Origin of the sequence: Streptosporangium canum, from assembly GCF_900113865.1 — a bacterium.
Taxonomy (GTDB): Bacteria; Actinomycetota; Actinomycetes; order Streptosporangiales; family Streptosporangiaceae; genus Streptosporangium; species Streptosporangium canum.
In genome coordinates, this window is record NZ_FOQY01000018.1 from 63,431 (window position 1) to 78,421 (window position 14,991).

The window sequence follows — 14,991 nt, forward strand, 5'->3', positions numbered from 1 at the left end:
TCCTCAGCCGGAGCCCTCCAGGAAGGCGAGGATCTCGCGGTCGCCGCGGTCGCGCAGGCGGGCGATGACCTCCTCGCGGGTGCAGCCGTCGGCGAGGCCGATCCGGGCGCCGATCAGGCGGAGACCCTCGGCCTCGGAGGCGACCGGGGCGGTGTAGCCGATCAGGTAGAGGGCCCGGTTCAGGGCCGGGAGGCCCGGGGACGCGGCGGGGAGGTAACGGGTCAGCAGCTCGCCGCCGTCGGAGACCGTCAGGAAGACGTGGTCGCCCTCGGAGGCGTTGGAGGCGACCAGGATCGGCCGGATGGACCCCATGGTCGGCTGGTTGTGCCAGCTGATCACCACGTCGCCGGACGGGGTGGAGGCGGTGAGCTGGCCCCCGGGGGCCATGCCCAGGTGCGCGGCGAAGCCGGTGGGCAGGGGGGAGCCCGAACCGCGCAGGTGCTCGGCGTTGACGTCCACCCGGTGCCACCAGCGCCCGTCGCGGCTGCGGAAGCAGCGGCGGGTCGCCGAGACGTCGCGGCGGGGCTGGTAGTCGGCCTGCTCGGCCCCGGCGACCCGGATCCACCCGCGCTGCGTGCGCTCGAAGCCGGGCCCGCCCGCGTAGGCGCGGACCGAGCTCTCGCTCACGTCGTAGCGCGCGGTGAGGTTCGTCACGATCGTGTTGACCGACGCCTCGCCGTTGGACCGCTCGATCTCCCGGACGATCATCTCCCTGATGCCGAGGTACTGCTCGCCGCCCCAGCGGGACAGCCCGTACTTGTTGCGGTCCAGCCGCAGGAACCGGTCGTCGGCGGTGAGCTGGTTGCGGATGCCGACGAGGCTGTAGTCCTCGCCGATGCGCTCCTGGATCTCCTCGGGGGTCAGCGCGTTCCCGGCCACCGCGAGCACGGCCTCGGCCTTGTCGTTGACGCTGCGCGGCCAGGGCACCACGTGGCCTTCGAGGACCCGGAGCTGGGGCACCGCGATGAGCCACCGCTCGGCCACGTCCTCGCGGATCCCGAGCTGGCTGACCAGCGTGACGGCCTCGTCGAGGGGACGCGGCCCGTCGGTGAAGAGCTGCCGGGTCTTCTCCCGCAGCTCGTCGGAGCCGCCGGCCACCAGCCAGCCGTCCACCTGGTCGTAGCCGCTCAGCAGGGTCCGCACGAACCGCCAGGCCGGGATGCCCAGCGTGGCCATGTCGGTGCGGTGCCACGGCACCGCCGCGGCCAGGTCGTCGGCCGGCACCGCGGAGCCGAGCCGGCCCCGCAGCCAGGAGACGTGGGCGACCAGCGGCGCGGCGTCCTCACTCGCCAGCCAGGCCTCGACGTGGTCGCGCAGGTCGCGCTCGATCTGCCGGATGCGTTCCCTGGTCACCGAGAACCGCTGGGCCAGGTCGTCGAGCGTGGCCCGCTGCGAGGCGTAGAGGCGGTCCCTGGCGATGGCGCGCTGGCGCTCGTCCAGGGTGGCGAAGACCTCGTCGATCAGCTCGGGCAGCGGCCGGTCCGGCCGGGAGGGACGGACCGGGGCGACGCTCTCCTCGGTGACGGGTTCGAGCAGCCGCTCCAGCACGCCGGTGAACAGCTTGTGCACCACTTCCCGGCCGAGCCCCTCGGGGGTGCGGACACTCTCCGCCGGGTCGGCGAACCTGAGCAGGGGCAGGATGTCGCCGAGCATCAGATGACCCCAGCACGCCAGGGCGAGATCGGCGAGACGTCCGGCGACCTCTGAGGTCCCGATGGTGGAGCAGGCCCGGTCCAGCGTAAGTGCCTGCCACCACGCCTCTGGGAGACGGGGGTCGGTTGCGATCGGCGCTACCTGGCCGGGAGAGGTCCAGCGCAGGGGTGGCGCGATGTCGCTCAGGCTGAGGTTCATTGAGGTCCAACCGGCAAAGGGGAATATATCCGCAGTTCAGAGTATGTGATCAGGTGGGAAGGAAGGGACTGGCTCGCCCGGAGTAGGAGACATAGAGCAGCTCCCTCGCCCGGGTGCAGGCCACGTACAGCAGGCCGCGCTCACGCTGGAGGTCGTGTGCCCGGGCCGAGGGATCCTCGCCGGCGGGGGTCAGCGATTCCGGGGGCGGCACGATCCCGTCGGCCACGCCGATCACGGCGACCCGCCGGAACTCCAGTCCCTTCATGCCGTGCAACGTCGTCACTCTCACCCCCAACTCGCGCAGGGCGGACCGGGCATCGCGCACGAGGCCGGCGGTCCTGGCGGCCACCCCGATCTCGCGCGGCGGCACGCCGTCCTCCACCCACTGTCCCACTTGTGCGACCAGACCGGTCAGCTCTTCCTCCGGTGAATCGTAGGCTCGGACCATCGGACGGTGCCCGTGCCGGGTGGCGTGGAAGCCGTACAGTTCCTGGACTCCCTTCACCAGTCCGTCGGCGGGTCCGCCCCCGCGCAGCCGTACCCCCCAGGAGAGGATCTCCTGAGGAAGCCGGTATGACACCTGAAGTCGCCGCTGGATCGCGTCGATTCCCACGGAGCTCAGTGTGACCCGCGTGTCGAAGATGCGCTGGTGCGGGTCGCCCACGATGAACAGGTCGTCGCGGGCGTGCGGCACCGCCGCGCGCAGCAGCCGCCACTGCGCGGGGTGCAGGTCCTGCGCCTCGTCCACCACGATGTGCCGGTACGGCTCCCGCCTGGGCGCCGTCTCCTCCAGCAGGTCGCCCGTCGTCTGGCCCAGGAGCAGCGACGCCTCGGCCGCCAGCTGGAGCAGGGTGCGCTTGCCGCGCTCCCGCAGCTCCCCGGTGACGTGCTCGACGGCCCGCCAGACCGCGGTCCGCTCCGGGGCCGTGAGTTCGACGCTGCGGCCGGGACGCGGGGCGCTCAGATACTCCTCCAGGGTCCGGAGGTTCTGCGCCAGCACCACCTGCTCCCACTCGCGCAGCAGGAACGCCGGGCTGTGGCCGCTCTCCGTCTCCCGCCAGAGCTCGGTCATCTCGGTGGCGCCGACCAGCGCGGGCGAGCGCCCCTCGGACTCGGAGACGATGCGGTGGGCCAGCCGGTCGACGTTGCCGACCTCGACCCGCCCGCGTGCCGCCTCGTCCTCGATCAGCAGGTCGAGCCGGGCGGCGAGGTCGGCGCTCAGCCCCTGGGAGAAGGTGACGAGCAGGACCTGGCCGGTGGCGCGCCCGGCCAGGAAGGCCGAGCGCTGGAGGGCGACGAGGGTCTTGCCGGTGCCCGCGCCGCCGGTGACCAGCATCGGCTGCTCGTAGGACTCCCAGCGGGCCAGCCGGTGCTGGGGCGGGTGCAGGAACACGCACCAGCCGGGCGCGTCGAGCACGTGGTTCAGCTCGCGCGGGCTGCCGACGAAGACGGCCCGGTCCGGACTGCGCAGCAGCGCGGCGGCGAAGTCCTCGGGGTCGACCGGGTCCCCGGTGGCGGCGACCGCGCGGCAGGCCTCCAGCTCCCGCCAGGCCCCGGTCATCGACTCGCCCCTGGCCAGCGCGGCCAGCGGCGCGTACTGCGTCGGAGGCAGCAGCGGCTCCAGCGCCGCCAGGATCAGCTCGTCGGTGATCTGCCGGGCGAGCGGCAGGAACCGCCTGTCGATCCCCAGCTCGGCCAGGTCGGTGTCACAGGTGTCGGCGAACAGCCGCGCCGGGGAGGACTCGGCCGCCCTGCGTACGGCGGGCTCCACCCGGTCGAGCGCCTCGGCGTCCCACATCTCGATCACGCCCAGCGCGGTGTTGACGCCGAACCGGTACCGCCGTGCGTAGGCCCACGCCTCGGCGTCCGGCAGCACGGTCAGCAGCCAGTAGACGTCCCGCTGCTTGACCACGACACCGCGATGGCCCGCGCCCAGCCGGAGGGTGACGGTCCGGGGGTCCCTGGCCCCCCTGACCCGCTCGGGGTGCGGCGCGCCCGCCACGTTCTGCATGAACCGGCGTACGGCGACGACGGCGTCCCGGCGCACCGGCTGGGCCAGGGCGCCGAGTTCCACCGGGAACTCCGGGGCGATCGCGAGTCGGGGCATCGGCTAGGCCAGCAGGGACAGCAGATCGCGGTCCCCGCGCTCTCGCAGCCGGCTGAGGAGGTCGGGCAGGCTCACCTGGCCGGTCATGCCGACCCGGGTGGCGATGACCCGGCCGGCCTGCTCCGGGGTGCCGCCCGGCGCGGTGTAGCCGACCAGCCGCAGCGCCTGCGCCGTCGCCTCCACCCCCTTGCCCGCGGCCGGCAGGTGCCTGGCGCGCAGCACCCCCTCGTCGGACAGCGTCAGGAACAGGTAGCTCCCCTGTTTGGCGCCCACGTCCGTGAGGAGCGTCCTGAGCGACTCCACCACAGGCCGCTCCTGCCAGCTCAGGGTGAGCTCGCCCACCGCGCTGTTGACCGTACGGCTGCCGCCGGGCGACATGCCGAGGTAGGCGGCGAACCCGCTGGGCAGCGGGCACTCGGCTCCCTGGATGTGCTCGGGGGTGACGTCGATCCTGAGCCACCACCGGCCGTCCGGCTGCCGGAAGCAGCGCCGGGTCAGCGAGACGTCCTTGAGCGGCCGGAACGGGCTCTTGCCCGGCTCCCCGTCCGGCCCCCCGCCGCGGGCGCCGGCCGCCGGCCGCTCGGCCTTCCCCGGCTTCTCCGCCTTCTCGGTCTTCTCGGCCCTGTCGGCGCTCTTGGCCCGCTCGGACCCCTTGGCCTTGGTCGCCGAGCCGTTCGCCCGCTGGGGTGGTCGCTGGGGTGGTCGCTGGCCGGCGCCCAGGATGCGGAGCTGGGGGACGTTCTCCAGCCACTCCTTCGAGACCTCGGGGTGGATGCCGAGGGAGGTGACCAGGGCGAGGGCCTTGGTCATCGTCAGCGGCGGCTTGGCGCCGCTGATCACGTCACGCGTGTGGTGGCGCAGCTCGGCGATGTCACCCTCCACCAGCCACTCGTCGACCAGGTGGTACTCGGGGAGGCTGGCCAGCACGAACTGCCAGGCGGGCACGTCGAGGGAGTGGAGCTCAAGGGAGTGCCAGTCGGCGGCCGTGATCAGGCGCGCCTTGGGCGCGGCCTTGCCGAGGACCCGCTTGACCTCGGCCAGATGCTCCCGGTACGGCGCGGCCTCCTCCGAGCCGAGCCACGCGCTGAACCGCAGGCGCAGGTCGTCCTCCAGCTCGCGGATCACCTCGGGCTGCACCGCGAAGAGCTTGGCCAGCGCCTCCACGGTCGCCGGTTCGTCGCTGAACAGCCTGTTCTGCGCGATGGCCCAGCTCTTGTCCTCCAGGTTGGCGAAGGCGCCGTCCACCAGCGCGTGGACGCTCTCGGCGGGCCGCCCGGCCTCCGCGCCGCCCGCGCCGCCCGCCGCCTCGTCACCCGCCTCCTCGCCGTCCGCCGCCTCGGCCTCCAGCGCGGCCCGTGCGGCCGGTACGGACGCGGCCGGCGCCGCACCGGGGTCCGGGCCGGGCTCCGGGCGGGGCCGGGGCTCCGGACCGGCGGAGGCGTGCTCGGCGCCGTCTCCCGGGCCGTCCTGCGGGTCGTCCTGCGGATCGGTTCCCGGTCCCGGTCCGGTGCCGGTCTCCGGGCGGGACCCGGCCGGGGCCGACCCGGCGGGAGCGGCGTCCGGCCACTCCGGCACCGCCTGGAACGGCGCCTCGGGCCCGCCCACGACGGCCCCCGGCACCGCGGACGGGGACGGCGTCTCCGGACGCGCCGCGACGGCGGCGGCCGCGGCCGCGAGCCCGAAGGCCGCCTCGCGCGCTCCCGCCCCGTTGGCGGCCGGGCTCTCGCGGTCCACGGCCACCTCCTCGGTCCCGGTCCTGGAGCCGGCCACGGCGGGCGCCATCGCGCCGAACCCGGCGTCGGCACCGGCGCCGGGGTGGGCCAACCGGTGAAAGACCGCCGAGAACAGGACGTTCAGCACGGGGAAGGGCTGGATGAAGGGCTGGTCGCGCAGCTCGTGGCCGGTGAGGGAGAGGAGGCCGGACCAGGAGCCGGTACGGTCGAGGGCGATGGCCGTACAGGGCTCGTCGGCCTCGTCGGGATCCAGGACGTACAGGGCGGGGAGCACGTCGCCCAGGGCGGCGGCAGGCCAGTGCTCCAGGGCGATCCGGGCCAGGATCTCGGCCAGCTCGTCCGGATCCAGCACGGCGAGCACCCGGGCCATCGGCAGGCTGCGCCACCAGGCGTCCGGGAGGTCGGGCTGGTCGCGCAGGAGTGGGATCGTGGCCGCGTCGCTCCAGCGCAGCGGCGGCACGAGGTCACTCAGACAGAAGTTCATCCGTTCCCTTCACCAGCCCCTCAAGCCGCCCGAGTCACTCCACGTCGCCGGGGAACGAGACTCATGGAACAGACCATAGTCTGGCAAATCGCCCCGGCGCATCGGGTCTCGTCAGCGGCGTACGGCCGCGAACCGGAGCCGCACGTAGTCGGCCATCCAACCGGTCTCCCGGCGCAGTGCGGGCGCGGCCAGCTCGTTCACCCGGCGCAGCAGCGATTCGACCAGGTCTGCGGGCACTCCCTGAAGCAGCGACCCGGCGAACATCCGCACCCAGTCCGCCGCTCCGTTGGGGCATTCGTCAAGCGGGGTCGGCCGGTCGAAGTATTCCAGCAGGCGGACGACGAATCCGCCCTTCTCCAGCCGCGTGGCGTACTCGGCCGGGGTCGGGAAGTACCAGGGGAGATCGGGCTCGCGCAGCCCGTGCTCCCGCCACGCGGTGGACAGCGCCGCCGTCAGCGCGGAGCAGTTGCCCGCGCCGCCCATCTCGGCCACGAACCGCCCGCCGGGGATCAGCGCCTCGCGCACGCTGGATATCACCGCGTCCGGCTCGCGCCCCATCCAGTGCAGGGCGGCGTTGGAGAAGACCGCGTCGTACGGCTGGGCGACCGTGAAGTCACTGCCGTCGCCGACGATGAAGTCCAGCCCCGGATACTGCGCCAGGGCCTTCTCGATCATCGCCGAGGATCCGTCGATCCCCAGGACGCGGGCCCCCCGGGAGGAGATCTCGGCGGTCAGCACCCCGGTGCCGCAGCCGAGGTCCACGATGCGTTCCCCTGGCTGGGGGTCGAGCAGCTCGACCAGGGGCGCGCCGTGTGCCGAAACGTATCCGAAGCCGCTGTCATGGGAGCGAGCGTTCCACCTCGTCGGGCTCGGGGCGTCGTATCGCAAGACGATCAGCTCACATTCCGAGACGCCACGGCCTCTTATCGGTGCTCTCCAGACACTTTAGAGCCTCCGAGATGTCGCGACATGTCAGTCCCAGCAGCCTCAGGCCTATCTGGTCTTTCCGTTCCACGCGCGGTGGAGATATGCCTTGGCGGCGTCGATCTCCGCGATGTTCAGCATCACCGGCGTGGCGGTCGTGGCGGGAAGCCTGGCGGCGAGTTCCTTGTCCAGCGTGCCGCGCATCTGGAGGGCCTCCATCCGGGCCGGGCGGGCGTAGCCCTTGAGGAACAGGTTCTGGCCCCGGTCGGAGAAGAGGAACTCCTGCCACAGCCGGGCGGCGGCCGGGTGCGGAGCGTTCTTGCTGATGGCCTGGACGTAGTACGAGCTGAGCACCGCGTCACCCGGGATCGCGACCTTCCAGCCCGCCCGTTCGGCGTTGTCGTAGTCCCAGTCGAGGACGGCCGAGGCCGTCCGCTCCGACGCCGCGAAGTTGCCCGCCTTCCTCAGGCGCTCGAAGAACTCCACGCCCCGCTTCGCCTGGGGCTCGCCGCGGCTGAGCGAGGCCGCCATCACCGCGTTGAAGGCCGCCGCGGTCTGGCGCGGGTCGCCGGGCAGCGCGACGCTGTAGCCGGGCTTGAGCAGGTCGCCGTAGGAGGTCGGGGCCGCGACCTTGCGGGGGTCGTAGCCGATGGACATGTAGCCCCCGTACCCGGCGTACCAGCGCCCGGCGTTGTCCTTGACGTCGTCGGGGATGTCCTGCCAGTTCTGCACCTTGTACGGGGCGAAGGCGGCGGCGTTGGCCACCGCGACCTCCAGGCTCAGGTCGAACACGTCGGGCTTGAGCCGGGCCGCGGAGTCGATCTCCTGCTTGCTGCTCGCGTCCGGCTCCAGCTGGTCGACCTTGATTCCGTACTCTTCGGAGAAGGCGTCGATGATCTCGCCGTAGTTCACCCAGTCGCGTGGCAGCCCGACCACGGTGAGCGCGCCCTCCTTGCGGGCCGTCTCGACGAGGTGCTCCATCGTCGAGAAGCCCTCCTGCAAGGAGGCCGCCTGGGGCTTGACCGGCGGGAGTTGTCTGTTCGGAGTAGCCGGGGCGCCGCACCCGGCGATCGTGGCGGTGAGGAACACGGCGGCGGCGGCACTGATGCGTACGGTCACGCGACGCATACTCCATGCGACGATCGGGTGGATCGAGGAGGCGCGGCCTTTCTTGGTGAACGGCTTACGCCCGGCATGCCTTGGGAGGGCACCGGCGCGGTCAGCCTGGGACGACCTTCGCCGCCGCGAGCGTCTCCTGGGGGATCTCGACCAGGGTGCCGTCGCGTTTACGCACGCCGAGCACGCCGTCGCGCCAGAATTCGAGCTCGCCCACCGCGTCGCGAAACCCTTCTGGGACCCGTCGTCGAGTGGTTACTCTTTTGCCCACGTCAGAAGGGGTTATGGTGATATTGAGGCGAGCGCCGAGGCCCGGGTTCACCGTCTTTTGCCCCCTCCCGTTTCAGTCATTTGGCGGGCACGGCAATACTAGGGCGTAGCAACCCGCGGTCGAAGTCGTGCCTAGGTGCGTAAAGAAGAAGGAGCCCGAGGTGACCTACGTCATCGCGCAGCCTTGCGTGGACGTCCTGGACAAGGCGTGCATCGAGGAGTGCCCCGTCGATTGCATCTACGAGGGCGAGCGCATGCTCTACATCCACCCTGACGAGTGCGTGGACTGCGGTGCGTGCGAACCCGTCTGCCCCGTTGAAGCGATCTTCTACGAGGACGACCTTCCCGACCAGTGGAAGGACTTCTACAAGGCGAACGTGGACTTCTTCGAGGACCTCGGGTCGCCCGGCGGCGCATCCAAGGTCGGAAAGATCCACAAGGACCACCCGGTCGTCGCGGTCCTGCCCCCGCAGGCCGAGAGCCACTAGCGGCCCGTGCCGCCGGGCGGGGAGCGCGTAGCGCGCCGTCCCCGCCCGGCGGCGTCCACGGAGAAGACGTCTTTCCCCTCCCGGCGCGGTGGGGGACATGCCTAGCGGGGGAGAGCTGTGATCGGCCTGCCGGATTTCCCATGGGATCGGCTCACGCCGCTTAAGGAGCTGGCGCGGTCGCATCCCGGCGGGATCGTCGACCTCTCGGTCGGCACGCCCGTCGACCCGGTGCCGGCCGTCGTACGGCAGGCGCTGGCGGACGCCTCCGACAGCCCGGGCTACCCGCTCACCTACGGCACCGAGCGGCTCCGCTCGGCCGCCGCGGGCTGGCTGCGACGCCGGCACGGCGTGACCCTGGACCAGGCGGACGTGCTGCCGCTGATCGGCTCCAAGGAGTTCGTGGCCTGGCTGCCGACGCTGCTCGGCATCGGTTCCGGCCGGCGCGTGGTCTTCCCCGAGCTGGCCTACCCCACCTACGACGTGGGAGCCCGCCTCGCGGGCGCCGAGCCGTACGCCACCGACGGGCTGCTGGCGCTCGGGCCCGAGCGGGTGCCGCTGGTCTGGGTGAACTCCCCGTCCAACCCGACGGGCAAGGTCCTGCCGGCCGAGCACCTGCGCAAGGTCGTCTCGTGGGCGCGCGAGCACGGCGCGGTCGTGGCCTCCGACGAGTGCTACATCGAGCTGGGCTGGGAGGAGCAGCCGGTCTCGATCCTGCACCCGGAGGTGTGCGGCGGGTCGCACGAGGGCCTGCTCGCGGTGCACTCGCTGTCCAAGCGCTCCAACCTGGCGGGCTACCGGGCCGGGTTCGTCGCGGGTGACCCGGCGCTGATCCGGCGGCTGCTGGAGGTCCGCAAGCACGCCGGCATGCTCATGCCCGCGCCGGTCCAGGCGGCGATGGCCGTGGCCCTGGACGACGACGCGCACGCCGAGGAGCAGCGCGCCCGTTACGCCGCCCGCCGGGCGGCGCTCCGCCCCGCCCTGGAGGCGGCCGGCTGGGAGATCGAGCACTCCACCGCGGGCCTGTACCTGTGGGCGTCCAATGGCACGGACTGCTGGAAGCAGGTGCGCGCATTGGCTGATAAGGGGATTCTGGTGGCACCCGGTGACTTTTATGGAGAAGCCGGTGGCGGACATATCCGAATTGCCGTGACCGCGAGTGACGAACGCATCAGTGCGGCGGTCCGCCGCCTCCAGTAGGATCGCGCGGCATGACCCCTGAGGTCGCCGCGATACTCGGACTGAGCGCAGTGACGCTTGTTCTTCTGCTTGGCGCGTTCTTCGCGACCACGCGTCAGGACAGGAAGCCGCGCAAGGCCGAGCCGCCCGGCGATATCCCCCGCCAACCGGCCGAGGTCGCGCCGCCGCCTCAACCGAGCGCGGGCCATGTCGGCATCGACTACCCCGATCCCCGCACGATCAAGGTGGGCGACACGATCGACTGCCAGAGCGTGCGGACCCGCGTCCTGGGGGCGATGTACCTGTCGTGGCAGGGAAACCAGTGGACGGAGTATCTGCTCGACGACGGCACCCGCCGCTACCAGTGGCTGTCGATCGAGACCCGCGCCGGTCTGAACCCGGGTGACCCGCCCCACCTCGAGGTGCTGCTGTGGACGCCGGTGCCCACGCAGGGCATGATCCCGGCCAAGACCACGCTGAGCGTCGAGGGGGTCGAGTTCTTCCCGGTGGACCGCGGGACCGCCGCCTTCCGGGGGGAGGGCGTCACCTCGATGCCCGAGCGGGGCCTGCTCGACTTCGCCGACTACCGGGCCGCCGACGGCCGCCTGCTCTGCTTCGAGCGGCTCCAGGGTCAGCCCTGGAGCTCCTCCTACGCCCAGCCGCTGCCGCCGGGCTCCATCAAGATCGAGAAGAAGGGCTAGGCCGTTCTCCGCACGGGTGACATCGTCGCGGGTCAGATGCTACGCAAGATCCAAAACTGCACGTAGTCGTCCCAGGTCAACTGGGATCACGTGCGGAATGCAGGGCTAGGAGATCTCGACCTTGCCCGCCGGGGCCCCGGTGTCGGCCCGCCATCCGTCGTCGCCGCGCACCGGTGTCCAGCTCCGGCCGTTGTAGCGGACCTGCCGCAGCCCGAACTCCTTGGCGTGGGCGACCGACCAGCCGGACATCAGCCAGCCGTGCTTCTGCGAGGTGGCGTTGAGCGTGGTCCCGGAGCCGAGCGCGCGGGCGAGCTCCTGCCTGGCACCGGCCGTGCCGGAGACGGGCGTCTTGCCGGTGGGAGCCGGGAACCAGCAGTGCACGGCCTGGGGCACCCGCCCGGTGAACGCCGCGGCGAGGATCTTCGCCTCCCCCTCGTGCTGGGCGTAGGCCGAGCCGTCGGCCGAGCGCTGCACCTCCTGGGCCGCCTCGTGGAGCGGCAGCTTCCGGTAGCGCTTCACCTTCACCAGCGCGGAGAAGAACTTGCCCGAGGAGTAGACCGGGTCGACGAGCTGCTCGGGCTTGCCCCAGCCCTGCGAGGGCCGCTGCTGGAACACCCCGACCGAGTCGCGGTCGCCGAACGGCAGGTTCAGCAGCTTGGACTCCTGGATGCCGGTGGCGTAGGCGATCACGACGGCCCGCTCGGGCAGCTTCCTGCGGGCGGCCACCGCCGCGATGACCGAGGCCACCTGGGCCTGCGGGATCTCCAGCTCCAAGGAGCCCTCCGGAGTGGTGATCTTGCACCCCTCCACCGGCTCGGTGAACGGCGTGACCCTGTTGAGCAGGGCGAAGATGCCCACGGTGATGCCCACCGCGAGCACGCTCACGATCGCGATGATCGCGATGACCCCTTTGGAGAATCGCCGTCGCACCCTGAAGAACCTACCGGTCCCTGGCGGGGGAAGAACCGCCGGAAATTATCGGTCGAATCTTGAAGTCGGACCGTCGCGCTCTGTTATCGTTCCACACGTTCTGTGGGCAGGGCCTGTCCGTCGCGACGCCCTGCGGCCTAGCGAGAAGCCGCTTCCTCCGGGGGCGGGAAGCGGCTTTCGTGTGGGAGCGGAGGAGCCACGATCCAGACCCATTCCAGTCCGCTGCCGGCGGCCGTCGACGAGCTGTGGGAGCGCAGGGCCGAGCTGGGCCCCGGTGACGCCGAGGCGCGGAGCGTCGTCGTCGGCGCCGTCGACATGCTCGACACCGGCAGCGCCCGGGTCGCCGCCGTCTCCTCCACCGGCGAGGTGGTCGTGGACGAGCGGGCCAGGCGGGCCATCCTGCTGGCATTCCGCGTGCTCGGCATGGCCAGGTCCCAGGTGGGCGACTTCCACCATCACGACCGCGTCCCGCTGAAGACCTCCTTCGACGGCGTCCGCGTGGTGCCCGGGGCGATCGCCCGCTGGGGCGCCCACGTCGCGCCCGGCGTCGTGCTGATGCCCTCCTTCGTCGACATCGGCGCCCACGTGGACGCCGGGACCATGGTGGACACCTGGGCCACGGTCGGCTCGTGCGCCCAGATCGGCAAGAACGTCCACCTGTCCGGCGGGGCCGGGATCGGCGGCGTCCTGGAGCCCCCGGACACGGTCCCGGTGGTCGTCGAGGACGACGCGCTGATCGGCAGCCGAGCGATGATCATGGAGGGGGCCCGGGTGGGCAGGGGCGCGGTGGTCGGCGCCGGCACCGTCCTGTCCGCCTCGACGCCGGTCGTCGACGTGCGGACGGGCGAGGAACTGGACCGGGGCCGCGTCCCCGACTGGTGCGTGGCGGTCGGCGGCACCCGCGACCGGGAGTTCCCCGGGGGCACCTTCGGGCTGCCCTGCGTGCTGGTGCTCAAGCGCCTGCGGGAGGGGTGGCGGCACGACAGGGCGGAGCTCGACGAGATCCTCCGCGAGCACGGCGTCAACGTCTGAGCCGCGGCCGGGGGCGGGGACCGCGCGGCGGGTGAGGCGTGACGGGATCACGCGGCGGGTGAGACGTCATGGAGCCGCGCGGCGGGTGCGACGTGACGGAGTCGCGCGGCGGGTGGACGTCGTGGGTGTCAGGGCGTGAGGAGCTCGACGACCCTGCGCTGGGCGGGTGACAGGGCCTCGACCATCATCGCGCTGAGCGTCTCTCCCGGCACGGTCCCCGCCGGGCCGCCGGGCCCGGCCGCAGCCCGGCCGCCGGCCGACACGGCGTCCATGAAGGGGCGCATCGCGTCGGCCAGCTCGGCGGCGAGCGCCGCGACCTCCGGGTCGCCGGGGGAGGCGTCCCGCAGCGCCTCGAACCGGAGCCCGATGTCCCACATCCGGCGCTGGAGCCTCTCGTCGCCCATCGACGTCCGGTAGACGCCGGTCAGCGCCTGGGCCGCCTCCGGCGCGGCCGCCTCCAGCAGGGTGATCGTCTCCCGCTCCCGCTCCAGCAGCGGGTGGGCGGGGAAGATCTGTTCCAGCTCGGCGAAGATCTGGCCCAGCTCCGGCGTCAGCGCCGGGTCGCGACCGGTGTGCATGAGCTCGGCGAGCATGGCCCGCTGCCGCCGGACGGCCTCCTCCTCCCTGGCCAGGTCGGCGTCCAGGTCCGCCAGCGCCTCGCGCAGGTCCTGCCTGGGGCTGAGCACCCGGCCGATGTCGGGAAGGCTCATGCCGAGGGCCGCCAGCCGGCGGATCCTGATCAGGCGGACCACGTCGGCCATGCCGTACAGCCGGTAGCCCGCCGCGGTCCGCGGGGGCTCGGCCAGCAGCCCCACCTGGTGATAGTGGCGGATCGTCCTGGTCGTGACGCCGGCCAGCGCGGCCAGTTCGCCGATGCGTAACACATCTTCCAGTAAAGCCCACGGCCGGGGATAAGGTCGCGAGCATGAGTACGCGTCTGGATCTCACACAGGACGTCGGGGCGCTCACCGCGCGGATCGTCGACGTCGAGTCGGTCAGCGGCGACGAGAAGGCCCTGGCGGACGCGGTCGAGGAGGCCCTGCGACCCCTCCCGCATCTGAACGTGCATCGCGACGGCGAGGCGATCGTCGCCCGCACCGAGCTCGGCCGCGGCGAGCGGGTGGTGATCGCCGGGCACATCGACACCGTCCCGGTCGCCGGCAACCTGCCCAGCCGGGTCGAGGGCGGCCTGCTGTACGGCTGCGGCACCTCGGACATGAAGGCCGGCGTCGCGGTCGCGCTGAAGCTGGCCGCGGCGCTCCGGGCGCCGAGCCGGGACGTCACCTACGTCTTCTACGACTGTGAGGAGATCGAGGCCGAGCGCAACGGCCTGCTCCGGCTCAGCCGCAGGCACCCCGCGCTGCTCGCGGGTGACTTCGCGGTGCTCATGGAGCCCACCGACGGTGTGATCGAGGGCGGCTGCCAGGGCACGCTCCGGGCCCAGGTCACGACCCGCGGCAAGCGCGCGCACAGCGCCAGGTCCTGGCTCGGGGTCAACGCCGTCCACGCCGCCGAGCCGGTGCTCGCGATCCTGAACGCCTACCGGGCCAGGATGCCGGTGGTGGACGGGCTGGAGTACCACGAGGGGCTGAACGCGGTGGCGATCGGCGGCGGCGTGGCGGGCAACGTGATCCCCGACGAGTGCGTGGTGACCGTCAACTACCGCTTCGCCCCCGATCTGTCCCTGGAGGACGCCCAGGCGCACGTGAGCGAGGTGTTCGACGGCTTCGAGGTCCGGTTCACCGACGGGGCCGCGGCGGCGCGGCCGGGCCTGACCCATCCGGTGGCGGCGGCCTTCCTGGAGGCCGTCGGCGGCACCCCGAGGGCCAAACTCGGCTGGACCGATGTCTCGCTGTTTTCCAGCCTCGGGATCCCCGCCGTGAACTACGGCCCCGGCGACCCGAATCTGGCGCATCAGCGAGGGGAGTACGTCGCACTGGAGAAGATCATCGACTGCGAGCGCAGAATGCTCGGCTGGCTGGGCTGACCTGGGCAGACGCCGTCCGGGCGGCTGGGCATAAATGAAAGTGGCTTTCCTCGCCGGCCATTTGGCGGGGAAAGCCACTTTCAGTCCCGAGCAGCACCCTCGGCAGTTAGACGCAGGCTCCTCGAAATCCGGTTCCGTCTTTTCCCGGAGATTTTCCAAGATTTTTCCGAAGGCGGCGCTACGGTGACCGAC

13 protein-coding genes are annotated in these 14,991 nt (G+C 72.1%); 5 read left to right on the plus strand and 8 right to left on the minus strand.

Going from position 1 to position 14,991, the window contains the following annotated elements:
• Positions 1-3: 3 nt before the first annotated feature.
• From BM085_RS24795 to BM085_RS47470, 6 genes are all read right to left on the minus strand, one after another.
• A complete protein-coding gene (locus tag BM085_RS24795; RefSeq protein WP_093889323.1) occupies positions 4-1,851 on the minus strand; it encodes a sigma factor-like helix-turn-helix DNA-binding protein in 1,848 nt (615 codons plus the stop codon).
• A gap of 49 nt (positions 1,852-1,900) precedes the next feature.
• Positions 1,901-3,958, minus strand: a complete 2,058-nt coding sequence (locus BM085_RS24800) for a UvrD-helicase domain-containing protein (protein ID WP_093889324.1) — start codon at positions 3,956-3,958, stop codon at positions 1,901-1,903.
• Positions 3,959-3,961: 3 nt separating this feature from the next.
• Complete coding sequence (locus BM085_RS24805) at positions 3,962-6,175, minus strand: hypothetical protein (protein ID WP_093889325.1); 2,214 nt, start codon at positions 6,173-6,175, stop codon at positions 3,962-3,964.
• Positions 6,176-6,286: 111 nt separating this feature from the next.
• Positions 6,287-7,063: a class I SAM-dependent methyltransferase gene (locus BM085_RS24810; RefSeq protein ID WP_093889326.1), complete on the minus strand. Its 777-nt coding sequence runs from the start codon at positions 7,061-7,063 to the stop codon at positions 6,287-6,289.
• 105 nt (positions 7,064-7,168) lie between these two features.
• The gene (locus BM085_RS24815) at positions 7,169-8,227 is read right to left on the minus strand and encodes an ABC transporter substrate-binding protein (RefSeq protein WP_386445510.1); all 1,059 of its coding nucleotides are present in this window, start codon (positions 8,225-8,227) and stop codon (positions 7,169-7,171) included.
• 91 nt (positions 8,228-8,318) lie between these two features.
• Positions 8,319-8,537 (minus strand): putative acetyltransferase, encoded by a 219-nt coding sequence (locus BM085_RS47470; protein ID WP_051865014.1) that lies wholly within the window; start codon positions 8,535-8,537, stop codon positions 8,319-8,321.
• A gap of 109 nt (positions 8,538-8,646) precedes the next feature.
• Between BM085_RS47470 and fdxA the strand changes: the two genes are divergently transcribed.
• The 3 genes from fdxA to BM085_RS24835 all read left to right on the plus strand — a co-directional run bounded on the left by fdxA (position 8,647) and on the right by BM085_RS24835 (position 10,850).
• Complete coding sequence (gene fdxA / locus BM085_RS24825; protein WP_031166663.1) at positions 8,647-8,973, plus strand: ferredoxin; 327 nt, start codon at positions 8,647-8,649, stop codon at positions 8,971-8,973.
• Between the two features lie 117 nt (positions 8,974-9,090).
• On the plus strand, positions 9,091-10,170 hold the full coding sequence (gene dapC, locus BM085_RS24830) for a succinyldiaminopimelate transaminase (RefSeq protein ID WP_093889328.1): 1,080 nt from the start codon (positions 9,091-9,093) through the stop codon (positions 10,168-10,170).
• Between the two features lie 11 nt (positions 10,171-10,181).
• Positions 10,182-10,850 carry a DUF4178 domain-containing protein gene (locus BM085_RS24835; protein WP_093889329.1) on the plus strand — a complete coding sequence of 223 codons (669 nt, stop codon included), beginning with the start codon at positions 10,182-10,184 and terminating at the stop codon, positions 10,848-10,850.
• Positions 10,851-10,955: 105 nt separating this feature from the next.
• Here the strand turns inward: BM085_RS24835 and BM085_RS24840 are convergent, their stop codons facing one another.
• Entirely contained in the window at positions 10,956-11,780 is an 825-nt protein-coding gene (locus BM085_RS24840; RefSeq protein ID WP_093889330.1) for a hypothetical protein, read from the minus strand.
• 201 nt (positions 11,781-11,981) lie between these two features.
• On the opposite strand from BM085_RS24840, the gene BM085_RS24845 reads away from it, so the two are divergent.
• Positions 11,982-12,812, plus strand: a complete 831-nt coding sequence (locus tag BM085_RS24845; protein ID WP_093889331.1) for a 2,3,4,5-tetrahydropyridine-2,6-dicarboxylate N-succinyltransferase — start codon at positions 11,982-11,984, stop codon at positions 12,810-12,812.
• 128 nt (positions 12,813-12,940) lie between these two features.
• Here the strand turns inward: BM085_RS24845 and BM085_RS24850 are convergent, their stop codons facing one another.
• Complete coding sequence (locus BM085_RS24850; RefSeq protein ID WP_093889332.1) at positions 12,941-13,696, minus strand: MerR family transcriptional regulator; 756 nt, start codon at positions 13,694-13,696, stop codon at positions 12,941-12,943.
• A gap of 41 nt (positions 13,697-13,737) precedes the next feature.
• Between BM085_RS24850 and dapE the strand changes: the two genes are divergently transcribed.
• Positions 13,738-14,799 carry a succinyl-diaminopimelate desuccinylase gene (gene dapE / locus BM085_RS24855; RefSeq protein WP_093889333.1) on the plus strand — a complete coding sequence of 354 codons (1,062 nt, stop codon included), beginning with the start codon at positions 13,738-13,740 and terminating at the stop codon, positions 14,797-14,799.
• Positions 14,800-14,991: the final 192 nt, after the last annotated feature.

Excerpts from the sequence above, each read along its gene's own strand:
- BM085_RS24805 (WP_093889325.1), bottom strand. The coding sequence starts at position 6,175 with ATGAACTTCTGTCTGAGTGACCTCGTGCCGCCGCTGCGCTGGAGCGAC.
- BM085_RS24795 (WP_093889323.1), bottom strand. The coding sequence starts at position 1,851 with ATGAACCTCAGCCTGAGCGACATCGCGCCACCCCTGCGCTGGACCTCT.
- BM085_RS24815 (WP_386445510.1), bottom strand. The coding sequence starts at position 8,227 with ATGCGTCGCGTGACCGTACGCATCAGTGCCGCCGCCGCCGTGTTCCTC.
- dapE (WP_093889333.1), top strand. The coding sequence starts at position 13,738 with ATGAGTACGCGTCTGGATCTCACACAGGACGTCGGGGCGCTCACCGCG.
- BM085_RS24835 (WP_093889329.1), top strand. The coding sequence starts at position 10,182 with ATGACCCCTGAGGTCGCCGCGATACTCGGACTGAGCGCAGTGACGCTT.
- BM085_RS24800 (WP_093889324.1), bottom strand. The coding sequence starts at position 3,958 with ATGCCCCGACTCGCGATCGCCCCGGAGTTCCCGGTGGAACTCGGCGCC.